The sequence below is a fragment of the Spirosoma horti genome (assembly GCF_054776595.1).
This window is the reverse complement of record NZ_BAAHBQ010000004.1, coordinates 204723-227386: the sequence shown is the minus strand read 5'-3', so window position 1 is coordinate 227386 and position 22664 is coordinate 204723. Positions and strand designations below refer to the sequence as shown.

The following is a 22664-nucleotide window of genomic DNA, read 5'->3' as shown; positions in this document are numbered from 1 at the left end:
CAGGTCATTCACCTTCACAAACGCATGAAAGTTTCTCAGGAAGTAAAAGTAGGCTTATTGGCTGTCGTCTCGCTGATGATGCTCTATTTTGGATTTAATTTTTTGAAAGGTTCTGACTTATTCTCTTCGACCCATAAGTATCAGGTTGTTTACGATAATATCGATGGGTTAGTAGCTTCTAACCCCGTTAGAATCAATGGATTAACAGTAGGTCAGGTCAAGAGTGTCGAAATTTTACAGAATCAGCAGAACAAACTGCTGGTTACCGTAGAACTCAAAAAAGAAATTGTTGTCACCCAGGGATCGCGGGCAGTCTTGGCCGATGATGGCCTGCTGGGCGGTAAGCTCATACGCCTGGGTATCAATTATGGCAAACCGGAACTTGAAGATGGCGGTATGCTGGTGGCGGCTAAAGAATCAGGTTTGTCGGCGCTGATTCGGGAAAAAACCTTGCCTGTGCTTAACAATGTCGATTCCCTGACATACCAGCTTAACCGGGTTGTTGCCCAGTTTGATCAAACGGGCGTTGTCCTGAATCAGACCCTGCGCAGCGCTAATGCGGCTGTTGGTACCCTGGGATTGACCGTTGCCGAAAACCGGGCGGGCCTGCAGGCTACCCTCGCTAACGTCAATAAACTATCGGCGTCGCTCATCGAAACGGAAAAACAGCTAAAACCCATTCTGGCGAAAGCCGATACCTTTGCCGACTCCCTCCAGGGGCTTCAATTGAAGCAGACGCTGACCAGTGTGAACAGAACAGTTGATAACCTTCAGCATATTCTGGCTGATGTCAGTAATGGACGCGGTTCGTTAGGCAAGCTGACTTCCGATGAAGCGCTTTATACGAACGTCAATAAGACAACGGCCAGCCTTGAAAAACTCCTGACCGATCTGCGTGAAAACCCTAAACGGTACGTACATTTCTCGCTCTTCGGCCGAAAGGATAAGCCTGCTACAACGCCAGAAGTTAGCGCAACGAACACAACGTCTAGTGTTACGCCTGCGCTGGTCGATTCGACAAGGAAGTAAACTGTCTGTAGTTGTTAACAACAACTCATTTATATTGACCGTTTATTGACTACCAGTAACGGCACAGACACTATTCCTTCATGCAAGCCCTTCTCGACGAACTCGCCACGCGTACCCACCAAACTCAACTCGGTGGTGGACAGAAAAAGATTGATGACCAGCACCGAAAGGGCAAACTGACGGCTCGCGAACGCATCGACTACCTGACTGATCCCGAAAAGCCATTTGTCGAAATCGGATTATTCACGGGCGAGGGTATGTATGCCGAACATGGTGGATGCCCGTCGGGGGGCGTGGTCGTGGGGATTGGGTATGTGTCGGGGCGGCAGTGTGTTGTTGTGGCTAACGATGCCACCGTGAAAGCGGGAGCCTGGTTCCCGATTACGGCCAAAAAGAACCTTCGGGCGCAGGAAATTGCGATGGAAAATCGCTTGCCCATCATTTATCTGGTCGATAGCGCGGGCGTTTATTTGCCCATGCAGGATGAGGTTTTTGCGGATAAAGAGCACTTTGGCCGGACATTCCGGAATAATGCCCACTTGTCGGCAATGGGCATTTTGCAAGTGGCAGCCATTATGGGGAGTTGCGTAGCGGGTGGGGCTTACTTACCCATTATGTCCGACGAAGCCCTGATTGTTGAAGGCACGGGCTCTATTTTTCTGGCTGGTCCGTATCTGGTTAAAGCCTCAATCGGTGAAGATGTCGACGCCGAAACACTGGGCGGTGCTACCACGCACACCGATATATCGGGTGTCGTCGATAATAAGTATCCCGACGATAAGAGTTGCCTGGATGCGATCAAACGGATTTTCGACAAACTTGGCCATTCCGAAACGGCTGGCTTCGACCGTATTGACCCGGCTGAACCAGCTAAACAACCCCGTGAAATCTACGAAATCCTTCCCGCCGATCGCGTAAAACCGTACGACATGCAGGAAATTGTGGATAGACTGGTGGATAACTCGGAATTCGATGTGTATAAGCCCGGTTACGGTCAGTCATTACTCTGCGGTTATGCACGAATTGATGGCTGGGCGGTTGGTATCGTAGCCAATCAGCGGAAGGTGGTGAAAGCCAAAGGCCGAACCGGCCAACCCACGGAAATGCAGATGGGCGGGGTTATTTACGGCGATGCCGCCGATAAAGCGGCTCGGTTCATTATGAACTGCAATCAGAAACGGATCCCCCTGGTGTTTCTGCAGGATGTGTCCGGCTTTATGGTTGGAAGTAGGGCGGAGCAGGGCGGCATTATTAAAGATGGTGCCAAGATGGTCAGCGCCATGTCCAACTCAGTCGTGCCCAAATTCACGGTCGTTATTGGCAACAGCTACGGAGCAGGCAACTATGCCATGTGTGGCAAAGCCTACGACCCTCGCCTGATGCTTTCGTGGCCAACCGCACAAATGGCCGTGATGAGTGGCGCGTCAGCCGCTAAAACACTCCTCCAGATTCAGGTAGCGTCTCAAAAAGCGAAGGGTAACCCAATGACGCCCGAAGAAGAACAGGCTCAATTGAAAAAGATTACGGATCAATACAACGCACAGCTTTCGCCGTATTATGCAGCCGCCCGGCTCTGGGTTGATGCCGTCATTGACCCACTCGACACCCGGAAAATTCTGTCCGAAGGTATCGCTGCCGCAAATCATGCACCCATCACAAAGCCATTTTCCGTAGGCGTAATACAGACCTAGCTTGAGCTATTCTTTGATCGGTCATTTTCTGTAAGAGAAGAATTAACCACAGAGGCACGGAGTACACAGAGTTTCTTTAGTGAATTTCGCTGTGTACTCCGTGCCTCTGTGGTTCAATCACTTACTTCACCGCTCGGGCAGCTTTCACTTCGTCAGCCGTAATGGCCTCGGCTTTGTTGCCAAAGTTGCTGCGGACGTAGGTGAGTACGTCGGCAATTTGCGTGTCGTTCAGGAAGTCATGGGCGGGCATGGCGTTGTCGTACACATCGCCTTCAATTTCCTGTCCCTGCAACCCTTTCAGCAAGACATTAATCAAACGGGTTTTATCGCCCAGTACCCAGTCGGTTTGGCGTAGGGGCGGATTCAGGTTCGGAACACCCGACCCGTTGGCCTGATGGCACGTCAGGCAGTTCTGTTCGTAAATGAGCTGGCCGGGTAATTTGGCGGCTGTGGCTGACTTGGCAACCGGTTTGGCTGTGGGCTTTTTGGTTTGGGCAATGGAAACCGAAAAGGACAGACAAAGAGTGAAGGCAATAAGTAATTTCATAAACTTGAGTGTATCGTTTTAATGAGGAGTTAGCGTCTATTTGCGCCACTTCAAGGTGTTCAGCATGTGCATGATGTCGTTGCGAATATACTGAATGGCCGGTTGCAGCGAATCATTTTCCGTGGCGGTGTTAAAATACAACGCTCCCCGCAGGAAATGGGTGGTCGAGTCGGTCGTTATAAACTGCACCTGGCTGGGTACTTCGCCACCTAAATCGATCACGCTGGCTTCCAGCCCCGATTTTAATTTAACACGTCGTTCCTCAAATACCGCAGCTTTTATTTTGTGCCGGGCCGCCAGTTTATACGAATCGTCGAGCATAGCCCGCAATCGATTTACGTCGTTCAGGACGGGCTTGTACGTCAGTTGAACACTTGCCTTGAACGTAGGATAATTAATGAAAATCCAGTCGGGCTCTGAGCGGGCAAACGTGTCAGGTAGAATGCGGGCAATGGAGTTATATTCGAACTGGTACGGATGCGTTGGGTCGAGTAGTTTATAGGTCGGTGTCGGTAAATCGAACCGGGGAAATCCTTTGGGTTTCGGTACATAGTTATCGGCCGAGTCACTACCGCAGGCGGCTAACATAAGGCCTGCTAAAAGAATGAGCGAGTGCTTTATCACAAGTGTTGTGTAGCCTAAACGGCTGGATCTGAGTATCTAACTATACTACGGGTCATGCAGCCGGACGCAGCCGTCCGGGTTACAGTAAAACGCAGAAGCCCAGCGATTTCGTGCCGGGCTGCGCGTAAAGTATATCAGGATGTTAATTAGGCATTTACGTCTTCCAGCTCTTCTTTCAGAACAGGCTGGCCCAGCAATGTGGCAAATCGGTTAACATTGAAGGTTGGCTCAAACCACACCTCGCCCATTACCGGGTGCTTCACGGGCACGTCGGGGTTTTTGATCTCGTTAAGCAGCACGCCCGTGTCGCCCGTTGTATGGCGTTTTACCTGCCGGATTGTGTACATCTGGTCACGCTTGGGCGTTTGTATACCAAACTCAGCGTAGAAGGCCAATACGGGCGCTGGAAAATTGTCGTTTGTGCAAATAACTTCCATTTGTTGAAACTGTCTGATCGGAGCGCCGATGCGGCCCGGATTTATTAGATTTTTCTAGTTAACATGATTTAGATAAAAAATGTCCTTTTATAGCACACAGATTTTTATGATCAATATGATTTGTTGGCGTAAGAAATCATATTGATCATAAAAATCTGTGTGCTATAGGAGTCATGCTTTCGATTACCCTTCAAACAGATTGCCTAATTGCCCAAGTACGGAACCGCCTTCTTTATTGGCTTGACCACCGCCCGGCGACAGGCGTTGCACCAATTTAGAGATGGGCATCGACTGAATCCAGACTTTTCCCGAGCCCCGTAGGGTAGCCAGAAATAGTCCTTCGCCCCCAAATACCATACTCCGCAGGCCACCCGCCCGCTGAATGTCGAAGTTAATGCTTGGTTCAAAACCAACCACGCAACCTGTATCGACCCGCAGTGTTTCGTTGTTCAGCGTGCGTTCGACAACCACGCCACCAGCGTGAATAAACACCATGCCGTCGCCCTGCACTTTTTCGAGAATAAACCCTTCGCCACCGAAGAAACCGGCGCCTAGTTTCTGATTGAACTGGATGCTTAGCTTGGTGCCCAGAGCCGCACACAGAAAGGCGTCTTTCTGAACGATGAGGGTATTGCCGTACACATTAGCCATGTTTACGGGCATGATAGTACCCGGATAAGGGGCTGAAAACGCCACCTTCTTTTTGCCCACGCCCCGGTTGGTAAAGTGGGTCATAAAAAGCGACTCACCCATCACCATCCGAGAACCTGCCTGCAGTAGTTTACCCAGAAACCCCTGATCAGGTTGGGAGCCGTCGCCCATTTTTGTTTCAAATGAGATGCCATCTTCCATGAACAGCATCGAGCCTGCTTCGGCAATAACGGTCTCGTTCGGGTCCAGTTCTATTTCAACGATCTGAATATCTTCACCAATAATCTTGTAGTCGATTTCGTGAGCGTACATAGTCGGGTTTGGTTAGTCTACCTGATTGATTATGGACGAAAACTAGTAAATGATAGGCAGTTTATCTGTAGATTATCTGATAAACGGCACAAAAAAAGCCCGACCGGGCGTTTTAGCGGGTCGGGCTTTTACCGTTGGTTTATGTCGTCGGGTAAATCGTTGTCAGTCTCATCAAACAAGTGATCGTCGTCCGATTTATCGTCATTCTCGTCGGCTTCGGGTTCACCTTTCAAATTCAGATCGGTTCGATGCCGGAGCTTTTTATCATCGACAGTTTTATTCAGAAATTGATTGATCTTATCGATATCGAAGCTCGTCGTTATTTCACCAAACGAGTTTATCTGAATATCGAAGCCTTCGAGTTCTTTATGAACGCGGGGCTTGTCGTTCTCATCGGGGTTTGTCTTTTTCTTTGCCATAAGGGTATGTTGTTTACTGTAAACCTATAAGACCGAAACGTTGTCTCAGCTTATAGGTTTAAAAAATTAGCTGACATCTATTTTAACGTATTCAGCGCGCGCTCCAAACGGTCAATTGTTTCGGCTTTGCCGATGATTTCCATGGTTAGCATGAGGTCAGGGCCAGCGCCGGAACCCGTCAGGGCCACCCGCATGGCCTGCATGATTTTCCCCTGCTTGATACCTGCCTGTTGCATTGCATCGCCGAGAGTATGTTTGATTTCGTCGGCCACAAACACACCGTCGAACGACTGTAAAGCATCGCGGAAAACAGTCACGGCCCGTTTCGCATCCTCATTCCATTTTGCGGCTACGATGGTTTCATCGTAGGTCGTTGGGGCGTTGAAGATCGTACCCGCTTCCGTGAATAATTCGTGAGCAAAATTGACGCGTCCTTTGAGCAAGGCGGCAATTTTCTCCGCTTTCTCCGGCGAGCAGGTCAGTCCGGCGGCTTCGGCCTGTTGTTGAACGGCGGGGGCCAGAGCTGCATCGGGTTGCAGACGAATGTATTGGTGGTTGAACCATTGCGCCTTCTGAATATCGAAACGCGCTCCGGCTTTATGTACCTGCGAAATATCGAAGCTCGCAATCAGTTCGTCCATCGTGAACAATTCCTGTTCCGTTCCGGGGTTCCAGCCCAGTAGCGCCAGAAAGTTGATGGTCGCTTCGGGCAGGTAGCCGTCTTCGCGGAAGCCCCGCGCCACCACGCCCGTAAACGGGTCGGTCCATTGCAGGGGAAATACCGGAAAACCGCCCAGGTCAGCATCGCGTTTGCTAAGCTTGCCGTTGCCTTCGGGTTTGAGCAGCAGCGGCAGGTGGGCAAATTGCGGCATGGTGTCTTCCCAGCCCAGATACCGGTACAGCAGTACGTGCAATGGCGCCGAGGGAAGCCACTCCTCTCCCCGAATAACGTGTGTGATTTCCATCAGGTGGTCATCCACAATGTTGGCCAGGTGATAGGTCGGTAAACCGTCTGATTTAAGGAGAACTTTATCGTCGATAGCCGACGAGTGTACATTCACCCAGCCCCGAATCAGATCATTGAGCCGGACTTCTTCTTTGCGGGGCGTTTTCAGACGAATAACGAACGGCTCTCCGGCATCCATGCGGGCCTTAACGTCCTCTGGTTTCATGGTCAGGGAGTTGCGCATCTGCATCCGCGTGATGGCGTTGTACTGAGCCGCCGGTGCGTTAGCTTCTTCGAGCCGTTTACGCATGGCATCCAATTCCTCGGCCGTATCGAACGCATAGTAGGCTTTACCCTCATCAATTAAGCGCTGGGCTTCTTTCTGATAAATTTCCCGGCGTTCCGACTGACGGTAGGGGGCATGTGGTCCTCCTGTACCCTGCCCTTCATCGATCTCGATGCCGACCCAGCGCAGGGCTTCCAGAATATAGTCTTCCGCACCCGGTACGAAGCGGTTCTGGTCGGTATCCTCAATCCGCAGGAGCATTTTTCCGCCCATTTTACGGGCGAACAGGTAATTATAAAGCGCAGTACGCACTCCGCCAATATGCAGCGGGCCGGTTGGGCTGGGCGCGAAACGAACGCGAACGGGTCTTGACATGGGAATATGAATGAGCGAATGAGTGAATGATTGAATAATTCAATAACGTGCCTATTGCGCGTCAGGTATTCTATCATTCATTCACTATTGAATAGCTATTACTGAAATTTCAACGTTAACATCTTTAGGCAGTCGGGCTACTTCCACGGTTTCACGGGCGGGCGGGTCGACGGTGAAAAACTGGCCGTATACTTCGTTGATCGCGGCAAAGTTGTTCATGTCTTTCACGAAAATACTGCTTTTCACGACGTTGGTATAATCCATACCGGCGGCCTTCAGGATGGCACCAATATTTTCCATTACCTTCTGCGTCTCGGCCTGAATGTCGCCATTGGGCGCTAATTCGATGGCGACCTGCCCCGAAACGAAGAGTGTGCCATTCATTTTAACGGCCTGACTATAAGGTCCAATCGGAGCGGGTGCCTGGTCGGTATAAACAATTTGTTTGCTCATGGTTTTTTAATGATAATCGTCTGCAACAGTAAACGGTGACGGTCAGTAACCGACGCCCCACCATCAACTGCCTGCCGACAAGTAAATTGCCTGCAAGTTATCACTAAACCCCCGGATGGCCGAAAATCCGTTCATCATCTTCACGAAAAACGATTTCCGGTCTCCATAAGCCCCTTGGTTCTTATTACCTATGTCTTTTTTGAATGAATTGTTGACGAATGCATCGGCAGATGCTGAAAATCAGTTTGACCGGCTCAAAAGCCGCCTGTTTGGTCGGCTCGATGCCAGCAAACCCTATCGGATCATTTATTACCGGGGCTTTGGGAGCCCAACGGCCGTTTGGCTGTCGGGTCGGGTATTGCGGCAGCGTGATCTCAGCACGCCCAGTGATCGGGACACCTTCTGGCAAAATCTGCTGGCAACGTATCAGCGGTTTGGTAGTCGCGAAGTGCCCGGCGTAACGGTGCGTATAGAGGCTTTTGGGCAAACACATACGGCCATTACAGACAAAGACGGATATTTTGAGACAACGATCAATCCGCCCAACGATTTACCGCCAGGGCGGGCGTGGTTTCCGGTGCGTTATTCGCTGGATGGTGTTGAGCAACCCGCCACGGAGCTGAATGACGGAAAGGGCAATCAGTCCGTTGAGAAAGAAGGCTATGTCATGATTTCGCCCCCTTACAGCCAGTTCGGGGTTATTTCGGACATCGACGATACGGTCTTGGTGACCGATGCCACCAATCTGCTCCAGACAGCTAAACTCACGTTTTTAGGTAATGCCTATACACGCCTGCCCTTTGCGGGCATAGCCGCTTTTTACCGGGCGTTGCAGAGCGGTCCCCTCACGACGCTTTTCAATCCCATTTATTTCGTGTCGAGCAGCCCCTGGAATTTATACGACCTGCTGGTCGATTTCTTTCGGATACAGGGTATTCCTAAAGGGCCCATTTTACTCCGCGAGCTTGATTTGAGCGCGAAATTATTATCGGCTGGAGGCCATCACACGCATAAACTGTCCATGATTCGTAAGGTGCTGGATGTGAATCCGGAACTGCCGTTTATACTGATTGGCGATAGTGGTCAGCAGGATCCTGAAATCTATTCGCAGGTTGTGCGCGAAAATCCGGGCCGGATTCTGGCCGTTTACATCCGCGATGTAACACCTGATCAACGCGACGAAGCCGTTCGCGAACTCATCCGAACGACGGAAGCGTATAACGTACCGATGCTGCTGGTAGCCGATACCGTTGCAGCCGCCGAACATGCGGCTTCGCTTGGTCTGATCGACCCGGACACCATTCCCGAAATCCGCGCGGATCGGCGGGCCGATGAAGAAAGTTGATTTTTTTTTGCGCTCACGCAACCTGTTTCCAAAACCTCCCGTATTGACGAACGAACCGGTTCAACTGTTCTTATTTAATTCTTAACACAGTTGATAAAATGAAACGAATCGTTTACGTCAATCGCTCCCTGATCGCAACGGTCATGCTGGTGGTAGCTCTGCTTGGTTGTAAGGAAGATAATCAAGCCATCGTCTCACCAGATGTGGCCATCAACACCTCGTCGCTCGGCAACATAATGACTGGCGAAGGAGGGAAAACGCTTTATTTCTTTGCCGGGGATGTGGCCGGAGACGCTACCTGTTCGGGAGCCTGCAAAGACAATTGGCCCGTTTTTTATAAAGAAACGCCAACGCTCAGTGCCGGTTTGAAAGCCAGTGATTTTGGCACCATAACCCGTGCCGACAATAGCAAGCAGACGACCTTCCGGGGTTGGCCTCTGTACTACTTCAAGAATGATGCGAAAGCCGGAGATGTTCTCGGTGATAAAGTGGGCAACGTCTGGATGGCGGCTAAAACAAATTATACCGTCATGCTGGCCTCCCGCCAACTTGTTGGTAATGATGGAAAAAGCTATACATTCGATACCAAAGAAGGAACGGGAAACTCTGTATTTTTAGTGGATAGTGTTGGTCGCACCCTCTATGCCTACGCGTTCGACAAAAACAATGTGAACAAATACACAAAAGCTGACCTGAGCAATGATGCTACCTGGCCAATATTTGTGACGTCGACGACAATTGGTGAGATTCCGTCTACACTGGACAAAAACGATTTTAAAACGATTACGTCAGTAGGGAAAACTCAACTGACCTATAAAGGCTGGCCACTCTATTATTTCGGTCCGGATCAGGCTACCCGTGGCAATACCAAAGGGGTTAGCGTGCCAAGGCCGGGTGTCTGGCCGGTGGTGAATACGACCTCGCCCGTTGCGCCGAATTAAGTGAAACGGTCATCGGTTTACGGGTTTGATCACTCGTTTATAAATGTTTTAAACAAACAAGTTGGCCGAACGACCAACTGGCTGTAAATCGGGAATAGTACTTTACAAGATAGGTCACTTTGTCCAACACGCCTAACATACCCGCCTTAACCGACCTACTGGCTGGCTGCCTGCGCAACCAGCGGAAAAGTCAGGAGTTGCTTTACCGGCAGTTCTATGGGTATGCTATGAGCATTTGTCTGCGTTATGCGCCCACTCGTGAGGGAGCGCTTGAGGTACTGAATGATGGGTTTCTGAAGGTATTCACGCGGTTGGACCAGTATGACTCAGCACAGCCATTTAAGGGCTGGCTTCGGCGCATTTTAATTAATGCGGCCATCGATCACTACCGGCAGGAGGTGCGCCATCATCATCACGAGGATGTTGAGCCGCTCGAACAGACCGTTGCTTCAGAATCGGCCGATGCATTTAGTCAATTGGCCCACGAAGATTTAATGGGATTGGTTCAGCGGCTGTCGCCCGCTTATCGACTAGTATTTAATTTGTATGTTATGGATGGATTCACGCACGAGGAAATTGCCGGTCAACTCGGCATTTCAGTTGGCGCGTCGAAGTCGAACCTGGCCCGGGCACGGGAGAATCTACGCTTGTTAGTCAGGCGCTTAAACAACGATGAGTATGTCAGAGCTAACCGATGACCAATTGGACGGGCTCTTCAGAAAGTCGGCTGAAGAGTTTGATCCTCCATTCGATCCGGCGGCCTGGCAGGATATGCGCACTCGGCTGGATGCGCATGATCGGCCAACACCCGGTGGTGGTACACCGCTTTGGAAAAATTTGCTTCGCTGGGGATTACCCATTTGTTTGCTCCTGCTAACGGTGGGTGGCTTGTACCTGTATCGTCGTAACACACCCAGTCGGGAGGCTTTGCCTGGTAACGTCATTACGGCACCGCCAACCAATTCCGGTACGCAAATCGACGTCGCCGGAACAGCTATGACACGACTAGGGACCAGCAAACCTCAGCCCGGTCATACCGACTCCGCACCAACCACATCGACTAGTTCGTCAGCCCAGTCTGTTGACCCAGCCGGGCAATCGACTGAGCTGACGAAGCCAGTTAGCGAACAGCCCGCGATAACCGCTTCTCCAACTAAATCGGCGAATCAGTCGGATGGGCTTTTAAATGGGTCTGAAGAAACGAATACGCCTGCAACTGCGGGTGAAACGAATGAGAAGATCGGGGCGTATGTGCGAGAAACAAACGCATCGAAAACTGAACGCAATCGAACGGCCCGTTTGTCAAAAAACCTAACAGAACGAACCGTGGCAAGGGTGAGTGAGGTAATGGGCACAAAGCAACGAACGGGTAAGTCAATACCGGATCGTTCATCGAAAAGAAAGCAAAAGCAATCGGACTGGCTGAATAGCCGCCGACTTCTTGTGGCAACGAACGACGCAATATCGTCATCACCAATGGTTAAAAAGCGGTCATTGGAAACGGGTGCTGACAAGAGCAGCAGCCCATTGACCGCAACGAGTAGCCCAAAGAACTTTATCCAACCTATGATTGACCAGGCGGAACCAGCCGGATTGCCAGACGTACGCGAATTGACAATCCGGCCCGCCAAATGGCCAAAGCCGTTGGTATTTACGAAGCGCCCTGTTGATCTACCGCCAACGATAGAAGCGCCCGATGAACCTGCACTGGTTGTACCGAAATCGCCGGTAGAGCGTGGGTTAAGTGTTCGGCTGGCCGTTGCCCCCGATTTGAGTTCGATTGGGTTGAAGAACTTTGCCCGTCCAGGCACCAATGTGGGTGTACTGCTGGAATACCGCCTGGCTCCGCGTTGGAGTGTACAGGCTGGCGTTATCCAGAGTACAAAAATTTACAGAGCATCTGCATCGGATTATGAGTTGAGCGATTATTTCAAAAACGGGATGTACACTATTCCGCAGGGAGTGGATGGTCAATGCAAGATGCTGGATATTCCAATCAATGTGCGCTATGACTTTTTGCTGAGTCCCAGAGCCGATGGTCGCTCACCAAGCCGGTGGTTCCTCACGGGCGGAGTTACGAGTTACCTCATTGAGCAGGAGGATTATGCCTATAAATACACCGGATACGTTCATAAGCCTATACCCGACTACAGTGATAAAGGCAAGAGCTATGGGTTCAGTCAGTTAAACCTGTCCGTTGGGTATGAACGGGCCTTAACGAAACGGCTGTCCTGGCAGATAGAGCCTTTTATGAAAATGCCACTGAGAAAAGTTGGCTATCTTAACCTTAACCTTTTGAGTACTGGCGCTTTTTTCTCGATCCGCTATAAGTTGTAAGAGACATTCTTTTTCGCTTTTACCCGAAACTGCTTCCTGATTATTGTACCTACACGAAATAAACTAAACAAACAGCCGATGAAAAGCAATCCAACGACCGACCAAATGAAGCGTGGCGAATTTTTGCGTAGCCTGGGGATGAGCAGTGCCGCTTTAATGGCCTTTTACTGCATGGGAACCACACTTACATCCTGCTCAAAAAGTAACGATGACCCAGCACCAGCGACGCCCGCACCCAGCACAGGTATAACAGGGAATGCAGATACATCGAAAGGTGCTATCAACTTCACCCTTGATTTGACAGATGCCAACTTCAGTAAGCTGAAAACCGCAGGGCAGTATGCCTTAGTTGGAAGCCTGATTGTTGCTAAAACGAAAAGTGGCTCCTTGATCGCACTGTCTAAAACATGTACGCACGAAGGTAATGAAGTACTATATCGGGCAGACACAGACGACATTTTCTGCCCGAGCCATTTCTCCGAATTCCAAACAACAGGTGCTGTAAAAGTAGGGCCTGCTACCAGAGCTCTGACCCAATATAAAACAACACTCAGTACGAACGGAAACACGTTGACTGTAACTGCATAACCGCTACGTTTAGCCGATGAAATACATTTGTTTTGCCTTTTTTATGTACCTGGGTGCGGGTGCGCTACAGGCGCAGGATTCGACCGCTGTTCGTCGGGACACCAGCATTGCGCCATCAACAACGGATGCCTCCGCCACAGACTTGCTGGCGGGGCTGAGCGACTCGACCGAAGCAAAGCCGGAGCTACTGCCGCATAAAATGATTTTCACGCAGCGGGCATTCTGGGGACCAAAAGGATTGCTGCGATCCATGAAGATTGCGCCACTAACACCCGATGGGCGCGCGCATGAGTTGAAGGTTCGGCGAACGATGCTTATTGCCCACCAGATCGGCGGCTTTGTTACGCTGGCCGGCTTCATCGCGCAGGGAATTATTGGGGCAAAACTTTACAATGCCAAAGGGCAGGATTATGTCGATACCAAAAAATGGCACGAACGGTCGGCTGCGTTTATCAACGTTACGTATGGAACGACGTTACTGCTTTCGCTCACCGCGCCACCGCCGGTAGTGGGTGCCCGGAAAGGATTTACGACGATCAAGCTCCATAAATACCTCGCCATTGTTCACTTGACGGGCATGGTGGCGACCAATGTGCTGGCTCACATGATCGATGAAAACGCATCGCTCAAACCCTATCACCGGGCGGCTGCGTATACAACCTTTGGCGCGTATGCGGCTTCGATTCTAGCCATAACTTTCTAAGACTATGAATACGTTAATGAAGTATAGCTGCTGGGCAGCTATCGGAATTTTGTGCGCCTTTGTCAGCCCGATGGCTAAGCGAAAACTAATGGCCGATAAAGCCCTATCGACCGTTACGTACTCGGCCAAACACCCGCTGCATAAATGGGACGGCGTAAGTCACGACGTCAATTGTGCGCTTATTTACAACGACGAGACGAAACTGCCCGAAACGATCGCGGTATCGCTCAAAGTAGCGTCGTTCGATAGTGACAATAACAACCGGGATTCGCACGCGATCGAGGTGCTCGAAGGGTTAAAATACCCTAATGTGACCTTTGTCAGTTCAGACATAAAGGGTGGTGATAATGGCACGATAACGGCCAAAGGAACACTCACCTTTCATGGTGTTGCCAAGCTAGCCACCTTGCAGGCGACACGCAAAGAGGCAGGTGGTAAAATGACACTAACGGGCGAATTTCCGGTAAATATGAGTGATCACAATGTTGAGCGGCCATCACTTATGGGCCTGAAAACGGAGGATGCTATGCAACTTCGGTTCAATGTGGTCTTTGCTTTATGAATATATTGCGTAGTCAACGCTATATGAACCGTCTGACTACGCACTCTATTCATCTTACTTCATGAGGAAAGTACTTCTGTTGATCCTGGCGAGTACTACGTTTACTGCTTTGGCGCAAAAGCAGATCTCACCCAAACAGATTCAGGAATTCGATGCCTATGTGGAGACCGCCCGCAGACAGTGGGACGTGCCCGGCCTCTCGATCACTGTTGTCAAGGATAATCAGGTTATTTTCAAGAAAGGGTATGGCGTACGCGAACTGGGTAAGCCGGAACGCGTTGATACACAGACGCTCTTTGCCTGCGCGTCGACCACAAAAGCAATGACTGTTGCGCTCATCGGTATGCTTGTCGATGAGGGAAAACTTGCCTGGAACGATCCGGTTTCTAAGTACCTGCCCGAACTTCAGTTGTATGATCCGTACGTAACCCGTGCGCTCACCATTCGTGATCTGCTCATTCATGATACGGGCGTTGGCAGTACGGATTTCATGACCGGTGCCATGACCATTCCCGCCAATGAGATGTTCCGGCGTATGGAAATGGTAAAGCCCAGTTACCCGTTTCGCGCCGGATTCGTTTATCAGAACACGTTTTATTCAGCCGCAGGCCGGATCATCGAGCGAATCGTGGGCAAGACGTGGGCCGAAGCCATAAAAGAGCGGCTATTTATACCGCTGGGTATGACCCGCACGGCACCCAAACGAGGCTATATCACCGATGCCAATTTGACAAAGCCGCATTATGCCATCAACGATACCATCAGGGTCATCGAGTACGGTGCTGATAGCGAGGTCGGGTCGGCGGGGGCGGTCTGGTCATCGGCCGACGATATCAGTAAATGGGTTATCTGCATGCTCGATAGTAGCAAATACAAAGGCGGTCGGTTGCTCAAACCCGAAACCTGGGCTGAAATCTTTACGCCACAAACATTTTTTCCTGAAGATGAATACCCAACAATGCAACTGCTGAAACCCAATTGGCGCACGTATGGCCTGGGCTGGTATCAGCATGATTACAAAGGCAGAAAGGTAAATTTCCACACGGGTAGCCTGTCAGGATTGACCGCCATAACCGGGCAATTGCCCGAAGAGAAACTGGGCGTTTATATATTTGGCAATTACGACCATGCCGAACTTCGCCATGCGTTGATGTACAAAGCCTTCGACTGGTTTGCGCTGGGCGGTAACCGCGACTGGAGTGCTGAGTTCAAAACGCTTTATTCAAAAATCAGGGAAGATGGTAAGAAAGCCCAGAAGCGTTTCGACAGCAAGCGCGTTCCCAATACCTCGCCGTCGTTACCCATTAGCCAATACGCGGGAATGTATACCAGCCCGCTTTATGGTAAGGTCGAAGTCAGCGTTGCTGGCAACCAGTTAGCGATCAATGTGAACGACAATTCGTTGAATGCAACCCTGCCGCACTGGCATTACGATACGTTTTATGGCCCTTACCAAAAAGCCTGGTACGGTAAGGCTATCGCCCAATTCAGTTTAAATACGCTGGGGAAAGTCGATACCCTGGTTTTCGAAGGCATGGACTTCAAAAAAGTCAACTAGCGGCCAAACTGCGGTTTAGTCCGCGCCGGGACAGCAAAGCGCTGATTACCACCAGCAGGGAGGCCAGGTAAAAGGGGGCTCCCGGTAAATAGACTGGGGCAGCGGGTGAGGTAAAGAACGAGAACAGATTTGTCATGATGAGCGGCCCGAAAATAGAGGTTGTGCTGGTCAGGCTGGTCAACGCGCCCTGCAATTCGCCCTGCTCGTTGGCGGGTACCTGGTTCGAGATAATACCCTGAATAGACGGGCCTGCAATGCCGCCCATGGCATACACCATCATGAAGGCAAACATCATCCAGCTTTGCGTGGCGATGGCAAACAGCAGGAAACCAATCGCACTGAACATCAGGCCCACATAAACTGACCGTTGCTGTCCCAGTTTCGGGATAATGATCCGGCTCAGACCACCCTGCACAATAGCAAATGAGAGACCAATGGCTGCCAGCGACAAGCCAACAGTTTTCTCGTCCCACTTGAATTTCTCCATGGAGTAGAACGTCCAGGTTCCCTGCACGGCAAAGCCCGCAATGTACACCAGCACCAGCGACGCCACCAGACCCAGAATGACCGGGTATTTGCCCAGCCGCATCAGTGAACCAATTGGGTTCGCCCGTCGCCAGTTGAAAGGGCGTCTGTTCTCAGGAGCAAGTGACTCGGGCAGAATGAAAAAGCCATAAAGGAAGTTAACCATTGTCAGGCCAGCCGCCACAAAAAACGGCACGCGCGGGCCATACTGCCCTAAAAAGCCACCAGCGGCCGGGCCAAGAATAAAGCCTACACCAAACGCTGCTCCAATCAGTCCGAAATTCTGCGCTCGCTTTTCGGGTGTACTAATGTCCGCAATGTAGGCCGTAGCGGTGGTGAAACTAGCCCCTGTAATCCCCGCCAGTAAACGACCGACAAAGAGCCACTCGATGGTGGCGGCAAAACCCTGAAGGATATAGTCAAGACCAAAGCCAAACAGGGAGAACAGCAACACGGGACGACGTCCGAAACGGTCGCTCAGTCCACCCAGAATCGGCGAGAACAGAAATTGCATGGCCGCATAGGAAAACGACAGCCAACCGCCCCAGCTTGCCGCCTGGCTAATGTTGCCGTGTATAAGCTGTTCGATCAACTTCGGAAATACCGGGATAATAATTCCGAGCCCCGTTACATCAATGAGGAGTGTAATGAAAATGAAAACAAGGGCGGGGCCGCGCTTGGTGGAAACAGAAGGAGTGGGCATAAAGAGTGAATGATGAATGGCGAATGATGAGTGATGAATGATACCTGATTGGCTAGGAAATCATTCATCACTCATCATTCACCATTCATCATTCTTTTTTAAGCGTATGTATTCAGCATGACTGGCATCACCAGCATCAGGATATCTTCGTTTTCTTCTTTGTCAGCCGGAATGAGAAGACCCGCCCGGTTGGGGGCCGACATTTCGAGCGTGATCATTTTGGCGCTCAGGTTGCTCAACACTTCAGCCATCAGTTTAGCATTGAACCCAATTTCCATCGGGTCGCCGTCGTAGTCGCAGAGGAGCTTCTCATTGGCTTCGTTGGAGTAGTCAAGATCTTCGGCCGAGATGGTTAACGAATTTGTTTTGAGCGACAGACGGATCTGATGTGTTGTCCGGTTGGCGTAAATCATAATCCGCTTCAGTGAGTTAAGCAGATCAGTCCGGCCAATAGTCATCACGTTCGGATTGTTGGTCGGAATCGCGTTTTCATAATCCGGGAAGCGCTCGTCGATCAGGCGGCAAATCAATTGTGTTGGTCCGAAGCTGAACGATGCGTTGGCCTGGCTGAACTCCGCCGTAACGGGTACATTTTCGGGCAGCGACGCCTTCAATAACTGGAGGGCTTTCCGTGGAATGATGATCGACGTGCTGGCCGACGAGTTCAGGTCGGTCCGGCGATACCGGATAAGCCGATGGCCGTCGGTGGCGACGAATGTGGCGTTGTCTTCGTTCAGTTGCAACAGCACACCTGTCATGGCCGGGCGCAGGTCGTCGGTGCTGGTCGCGAAAACGGTGTTGTTAATCGCGCCGAGTAATACGTCGGATGTCATATCGACCGACATATTTTTGTTGACCGTCGGCAGTTTCGGGAAATCAATCGGGTTTTCGCCGGAAAGTTTGTACCGGCCGTTGTCCGTCAGGATTTCGGTGCCAAACGTATCGGTGTCGATATTCACCGTAACGGGTTGTTCGGGTAGGCTACGCAGCGTGTCCAGCAGTAGTTTTGCCGGGATGGCAATGGCACCGCCTTCGCTGGCTTCTACCGGAATCTGCGTCGTCATCGTTGTTTGCAGGTCCGAAGCTGTTACGGTAAGTGTTCCACCGGCGGCTTCGGGACTCACGTCAATACGAAACAAAAAGTTTTCGAGGATAGGTACAATCGGATTCGTTGCCACGACGCCGTTAATATGCTGTAAGTTTTTCAGCAGTACAGACGAGGAAACTATAAATTTCATGTGAGAGATGTCTAAGGCGTTTTTTGATGAGACCAGTACCGTTGCCGAGTGTCGCACTACCGCTGTTCACCAGGTCGAAGAACCGTTGCAAGGCTCCCGGCAAAAGTTTTGGATATATAGGAACAAAAGTAGCAAAAAAAGCCGACTGTTAAGCGGGTTATTTACCGATGGCTAATTGTATTGGGCGAGTAGTGAACGGGCTGCCGTTACCGGCTGTTTAGAGGATATTATCGTACTAATTATGGAAGCTGAAATCGTTAATCGTGTCGCCGGTAGTGGCCTTGTTACGCTTGATCTGGAAGAATATTACCACCCTGGCGAGCGTGTCGTTTATGACTTGAAAGACAACCTGTACATGGGTTTGATTCTGAAAGAAAAAGACTTTCGTGCCTTTCTGAAGGAACATGACTGGAGCCAATATGCTGGTAAAAACGTGGCCATTACCTGTACCGAAGACGCCATTGTGCCAACCTGGGCGTATATGTTACTGACGTTACAACTGCAACCGGTTGCCCATACCATCGTGTTCGGTACGCTGGCTGATCTGGAAGAGAAACTATACTATGAAGCGATTGCCAACATCCAGCCCGAAGATTATCGGGATGCGCGTGTTGTTGTGAAAGGATGCTCTAAAGTACCCGTGCCAACGGCGGCTTATGTAGAAATCACACGGGTGTTGCGGCCCGTAGTACAAAGTCTGCTTTTTGGGGAGCCCTGCAGTACCGTTCCACTCTACAAACGTCCGAAGAGTAAGTGAGTACCATAAACATGAGTTTATAGTTCTTCGACAAAAGACATAGGTAGACGAATAGAGTAATTCTACAGAAATTAAAGGTCGGGTAACTAGACTGTAGAAAAAGATAACAAATAATAATCAAAATGGATTATAGATAAAGTGCATGGTGACAGTAGATCGCTATGCACTTTTAACTTACTGTTAATGGTATATGAAGTTGGCTAAATAAGCTTTGATTTTACCCACGCTAAAGCCGCTAGCTAAGCTAACAAGTATTAATTGATCGACCTCACTTGAGTAAAATTACTGTACTTTTTATTCTCATACTGGCTACGGTAGCGGGCTGTGCTCAATCCGTACGAACACCAAGTGATCATCCGGCTGCACAGATTAAAACGTATGCAGTACTACCTGACCGTGGCTATACACTTGATAAAGTACGCGCGGATACAACTCTTCACTTTATAACTGGCGATTCGCTCCGGATGACCAGCGCCAATCGTTTCTGGATCAAGATTGTGGTGGTTAACTCATCACACTATAATGAGCCCTATAACTTGTATTTGCAACCTTCGCTCAAAAATACGTTATACGTCTTCGACACCAATAACCAGCGTTGGGTTAGTCAACAAACAGGTATATACGTTCCCGATGATAAACATCGCAGAGGCAGTTACCGGGAAGCCATGCCTTTTGTTGCAGAGAAACGAGCTGAAACAACGCTATATGTCAAAGCCGACCTGCACCTGCTGCATCGGGCTATAGCCATCAAACCACAGATTACTATTGAGAGCCAGACGATAACAGATAACAATGAGCAATTCATACTGGTAACCTGGATTGCTACGCTGGCGATTTTATGCCTGTTTTTCCTCAATAACCTGTTTATCTATTTCAGCTTTAAGGATAAAATTGTCCTGTACTATCTGATTGGGCAGATAGGGGCCATGATTTACATTACGTATTACAAACGGTTTATTGAAGCCATTCTTCCATGTCCGGTATTCACGTTTGACGTGTGGGCTAATGGCGATATGTACTATTTTGATCTCACGGATGTGTTACAGCACTTCAGCATTGTACTCATCCTTTACTGGCTTGTCCAATCGACGCGCACGTATCTGAACACCGCAACGACGCTACCCCGTCTGGATTTTATGCTGAAGTATGGCTTATACGCTTATGCATTCATTACAGTTATTCTGGTGGCTATCAATAGCTGGCTATTTTACCTGGAACCTTATACCCTGGGTTATCACAATATGCTGGCGCTGATCCTGATTGGAACCAGTACCTGGACCTGCATTATAGGCTATTTACGGAAACTTCCCGCAGCCACTCCTTTTTTGCTGGCCAATATGCTGCCATTACTGTTTATGCTGGCTATTGTATTGAGCCATTTGGTCATGATTCTAAACAATACAGCAATTTTTGACAAGGAGTCAATTCTGCCCGATTTAAGTATTATCTCGCAAACCCTATCATTCTCGATAGCGCTGGTGGCCCGCACTAAATACATTCAGAGAGAACTTGCCACCCGGAAAATAGAGGCTCAGAAGCTTGAGTTCAATATTCGGGAAATGGAGCTAAGGCACCAGCTGACCGAGTTAGAAAATCAAAAAATTAGCGCCGATATCCAGCACGAGAAAACCAGGAATGAATTATTGCAGGAAAAGCTGGATGTTAACCAGCGGGAACTGGCATCCACAACCTTGTACCTTGTTCAGAAAAACGAGATGCTTGCCGGATTGAAGGCACAGCTACTCAAGTTGAACAAGCAATATCCAAACGTAAGGCAACAGGGGCTGAAAAGCATCGAGTCGCTCCTGCAAAGTAACCTCTACCTGGACGCCGACTGGGGAAAGTTTAAAGTGCATTTTGAACAGGTACACCCTGATTTCTTTGAAAATCTACTGGCCAAACACCCTAATCTGACCAAATATGAAATACGGCTCTATGCCTATTTTCACATTAATCTCTCGACTAAAGAAATTGCCGCATTGCTCAACATCGATCCGGCCAGCGTGCGTCGGGCCAAGACGCGATTGTACAAAAAAATGGCTATTCCTGAACCGGATGTCCTCGCAAATCCCAATGATCAATGATTGGCTTTGACCATTCTTGATACCGTACAGCTACCCGGTCGCGCAAATCTGGCAATTTTAGTGGCTTGACAGACAGTGTTTTATACTAGGTGTACACACTTTGTCTACAGTCTTTTTTAGGCCTTGTTGTGCGGAAAGTATTCATTTGCACTGTGTTTAGACCAACCTTCTGGCACGCTTTTGCCCATATAAACTATACCCACTTAGTGCAGAGTGCCTTTCTCTTTTTATCCTCTTAGTTGCTGTAGTCTTACGGAAAAAGCTTTTATCCACACTTTTCTGACTACTCATGCAGGGCTGCATCAGAGCCACCAGCGAATCAAACCGTTGGTGGCTCTTTTTCGTACTAATTGTCGGAAATTATAGTCCCGGTGGAAGCTCAATTTTCGTGAGGTTTGAGTGGCTGCTTCTGGGAGGCCGGGCGGTATCGGTTTTGTCGATGAATGCGTTCACCGGCGGTATCCTAGCGGGGGCCATGGGCGCTTTGCCTTTTAGCGTCAATTATGACCGTCTGCGAAAGTTTGGTTCTATATTCAAAAGCATTTAACATATTTGTTTATTGTTCCTACAAACCAAATGCTCACCTTTCCTTCTGTATGCAACTCGAAATCAAAGACCTCACAAAAACGTATTCCAACGGTGTCCGAGCGTTAAAAGGTGTAACACTAACTATTTCGCAGGGAATGTTCGGCTTACTGGGCCCAAATGGCGCTGGTAAATCAAGCCTGATGCGAACAATTGCTACCCTACAGGAAGCCGATAGCGGCAGCGTTCGGCTAATGGGTTTGGACACTGAGCTAAATGTGCTGACACAAAAAGATGCCGTGCGCCGGGTGTTGGGTTATTTGCCGCAGGAATTTGGCGTTTACCCACGCGTAACGGCTGAGACAATGCTCGATCACATCGCTACACTGAAAGGGATTGCCAACAGTCGGGAACGAAAAGATATTGTGGAGGGACTGTTGCAGAAGGTCAATTTGTATCAGGTTCGTAAGAAAAATCTTGGTACCTATTCGGGCGGTATGAAACAGCGATTCGGAATTGCTCAGGCGCTTATCGGCAATCCTCGACTCATTATTGTCGATGAGCCAACGGCCGGTCTGGACCCTGCCGAACGCAACCGGTTTCACAATCTGCTCTCCGAAATTGGCGAAAATACCATCGTTATCCTGTCGACGCACATTGTTGAAGATGTAACAAACCTGTGTTCCGACATGGCCATCATTTGCCTCGGTGAAGTCGTAGCCGCGGGCAATCCGAACGATCTGGTAACTGATCTGAAAGGAAAGATCTGGCAGACCTTCGTCGAAAAATCGGAGATCGATTCGTATCGGAAAACGCACCGTGTGATCTCAACCCAGCTCAAAGGGGGCAAAACTCGTCTTCATGCTTACAGTGACTTGCCTCTGGCTAATTTCGAGCCCGTTTCGCCCGATCTGGAGGATGTGTACTTTGCCAAGATCACGGAGAAAATGGATGTTGTTACGGTGTGAGTAGATGTAGTTTCTGTGGTGTCGGGTCCTCAGACCCGACACGCGTGCGTCAGTAATTCA

General features: G+C 49.7%; 22 protein-coding genes. 13 read left to right on the top strand and 9 right to left on the bottom strand.

From position 1 onward, the window contains the following. The first annotated feature begins 24 nt into the window (after positions 1-24). A complete protein-coding gene (locus tag ACYVAM_RS12520) occupies positions 25-1029 on the top strand; it encodes an MlaD family protein (protein ID WP_461067423.1) in 1005 nt (334 codons plus the stop codon). 80 nt (positions 1030-1109) lie between these two features. Then, complete coding sequence (locus ACYVAM_RS12515) at positions 1110-2720, top strand: acyl-CoA carboxylase subunit beta (RefSeq protein WP_461067421.1); 1611 nt, start codon at positions 1110-1112, stop codon at positions 2718-2720. 121 nt (positions 2721-2841) lie between these two features. On the opposite strand, the gene ACYVAM_RS12510 is transcribed toward ACYVAM_RS12515, so the two are convergent. From ACYVAM_RS12510 to ACYVAM_RS12480, 7 genes are all read right to left on the bottom strand, one after another. Further along, positions 2842-3267 carry a c-type cytochrome gene (locus tag ACYVAM_RS12510; protein ID WP_461067419.1) on the bottom strand — a complete coding sequence of 142 codons (426 nt, stop codon included), beginning with the start codon at positions 3265-3267 and terminating at the stop codon, positions 2842-2844. A gap of 36 nt (positions 3268-3303) precedes the next feature. Continuing rightward, entirely contained in the window at positions 3304-3891 is a 588-nt protein-coding gene (gldD, locus tag ACYVAM_RS12505; protein ID WP_461067417.1) for a gliding motility lipoprotein GldD, read from the bottom strand. Positions 3892-4037: 146 nt separating this feature from the next. After that, positions 4038-4328, bottom strand: a complete 291-nt coding sequence (locus ACYVAM_RS12500; protein WP_460933995.1) for a hypothetical protein — start codon at positions 4326-4328, stop codon at positions 4038-4040. A gap of 183 nt (positions 4329-4511) precedes the next feature. Further along, positions 4512-5291 carry a TIGR00266 family protein gene (locus ACYVAM_RS12495; protein WP_460933997.1) on the bottom strand — a complete coding sequence of 260 codons (780 nt, stop codon included), beginning with the start codon at positions 5289-5291 and terminating at the stop codon, positions 4512-4514. 128 nt (positions 5292-5419) lie between these two features. After that, a complete protein-coding gene (locus tag ACYVAM_RS12490; RefSeq protein WP_461067415.1) occupies positions 5420-5710 on the bottom strand; it encodes a hypothetical protein in 291 nt (96 codons plus the stop codon). 77 nt (positions 5711-5787) lie between these two features. Further along, positions 5788-7317 carry a glutamate--tRNA ligase gene (gene gltX, locus ACYVAM_RS12485; protein ID WP_461067413.1) on the bottom strand — a complete coding sequence of 510 codons (1530 nt, stop codon included), beginning with the start codon at positions 7315-7317 and terminating at the stop codon, positions 5788-5790. Between the two features lie 84 nt (positions 7318-7401). Further along, on the bottom strand, positions 7402-7770 hold the full coding sequence (locus tag ACYVAM_RS12480; protein ID WP_461067411.1) for a Rid family detoxifying hydrolase: 369 nt from the start codon (positions 7768-7770) through the stop codon (positions 7402-7404). A 190-nt stretch (positions 7771-7960) separates the two neighbouring features. Between ACYVAM_RS12480 and ACYVAM_RS12475 the strand changes: the two genes are divergently transcribed. The 8 genes from ACYVAM_RS12475 to ACYVAM_RS12440 all read left to right on the top strand — a co-directional run bounded on the left by ACYVAM_RS12475 (position 7961) and on the right by ACYVAM_RS12440 (position 15804). Then, on the top strand, positions 7961-9115 hold the full coding sequence (locus ACYVAM_RS12475) for an App1 family protein (protein ID WP_461067409.1): 1155 nt from the start codon (positions 7961-7963) through the stop codon (positions 9113-9115). A 98-nt stretch (positions 9116-9213) separates the two neighbouring features. Further along, positions 9214-10056, top strand: coding sequence for a hypothetical protein (locus ACYVAM_RS12470; protein ID WP_461067407.1), 843 nt, complete (start codon positions 9214-9216; stop codon positions 10054-10056). Between the two features lie 119 nt (positions 10057-10175). Beyond that, positions 10176-10754: an RNA polymerase sigma factor gene (locus ACYVAM_RS12465; RefSeq protein ID WP_461067405.1), complete on the top strand. Its 579-nt coding sequence runs from the start codon at positions 10176-10178 to the stop codon at positions 10752-10754. Continuing rightward, positions 10735-12393 carry a porin family protein gene (locus ACYVAM_RS12460; protein ID WP_461067403.1) on the top strand — a complete coding sequence of 553 codons (1659 nt, stop codon included), beginning with the start codon at positions 10735-10737 and terminating at the stop codon, positions 12391-12393. Before ACYVAM_RS12465 ends, ACYVAM_RS12460 begins: the two co-directional genes overlap by 20 nt. Positions 12394-12471: 78 nt before the next feature. Next, positions 12472-12981, top strand: a complete 510-nt coding sequence (locus ACYVAM_RS12455; RefSeq protein ID WP_461067401.1) for a QcrA and Rieske domain-containing protein — start codon at positions 12472-12474, stop codon at positions 12979-12981. A 16-nt stretch (positions 12982-12997) separates the two neighbouring features. Then, complete coding sequence (locus ACYVAM_RS12450; RefSeq protein WP_461067399.1) at positions 12998-13684, top strand: hypothetical protein; 687 nt, start codon at positions 12998-13000, stop codon at positions 13682-13684. Between the two features lie 4 nt (positions 13685-13688). Beyond that, positions 13689-14246 (top strand): YceI family protein, encoded by a 558-nt coding sequence (locus ACYVAM_RS12445; RefSeq protein ID WP_461067397.1) that lies wholly within the window; start codon positions 13689-13691, stop codon positions 14244-14246. A 61-nt stretch (positions 14247-14307) separates the two neighbouring features. Beyond that, on the top strand, positions 14308-15804 hold the full coding sequence (locus tag ACYVAM_RS12440) for a serine hydrolase (protein ID WP_461067395.1): 1497 nt from the start codon (positions 14308-14310) through the stop codon (positions 15802-15804). Here ACYVAM_RS12440 and ACYVAM_RS12435 read toward each other — a convergent pair. After that, positions 15797-17032, bottom strand: coding sequence for a TCR/Tet family MFS transporter (locus tag ACYVAM_RS12435; RefSeq protein ID WP_461067393.1), 1236 nt, complete (start codon positions 17030-17032; stop codon positions 15797-15799). The two genes, ACYVAM_RS12440 and ACYVAM_RS12435, sit on opposite strands and share 8 nt — an antisense overlap. Before the next feature lie 98 nt (positions 17033-17130). Then, a complete protein-coding gene (gene dnaN, locus ACYVAM_RS12430) occupies positions 17131-18270 on the bottom strand; it encodes a DNA polymerase III subunit beta (protein WP_461067391.1) in 1140 nt (379 codons plus the stop codon). 241 nt (positions 18271-18511) lie between these two features. On the opposite strand from dnaN, the gene ACYVAM_RS12425 reads away from it, so the two are divergent. The 3 genes from ACYVAM_RS12425 to ACYVAM_RS12415 all read left to right on the top strand — a co-directional run bounded on the left by ACYVAM_RS12425 (position 18512) and on the right by ACYVAM_RS12415 (position 22604). Continuing rightward, the gene (locus tag ACYVAM_RS12425; RefSeq protein ID WP_461067389.1) at positions 18512-19027 is read left to right on the top strand and encodes a DUF2480 family protein; all 516 of its coding nucleotides are present in this window, start codon (positions 18512-18514) and stop codon (positions 19025-19027) included. A gap of 272 nt (positions 19028-19299) precedes the next feature. Next, on the top strand, positions 19300-21111 hold the full coding sequence (locus ACYVAM_RS12420) for a 7TM diverse intracellular signaling domain-containing protein (protein WP_461067387.1): 1812 nt from the start codon (positions 19300-19302) through the stop codon (positions 21109-21111). 596 nt (positions 21112-21707) lie between these two features. Beyond that, on the top strand, positions 21708-22604 hold the full coding sequence (locus ACYVAM_RS12415) for an ABC transporter ATP-binding protein (protein WP_461067385.1): 897 nt from the start codon (positions 21708-21710) through the stop codon (positions 22602-22604). Positions 22605-22664 lie beyond the last annotated feature (60 nt).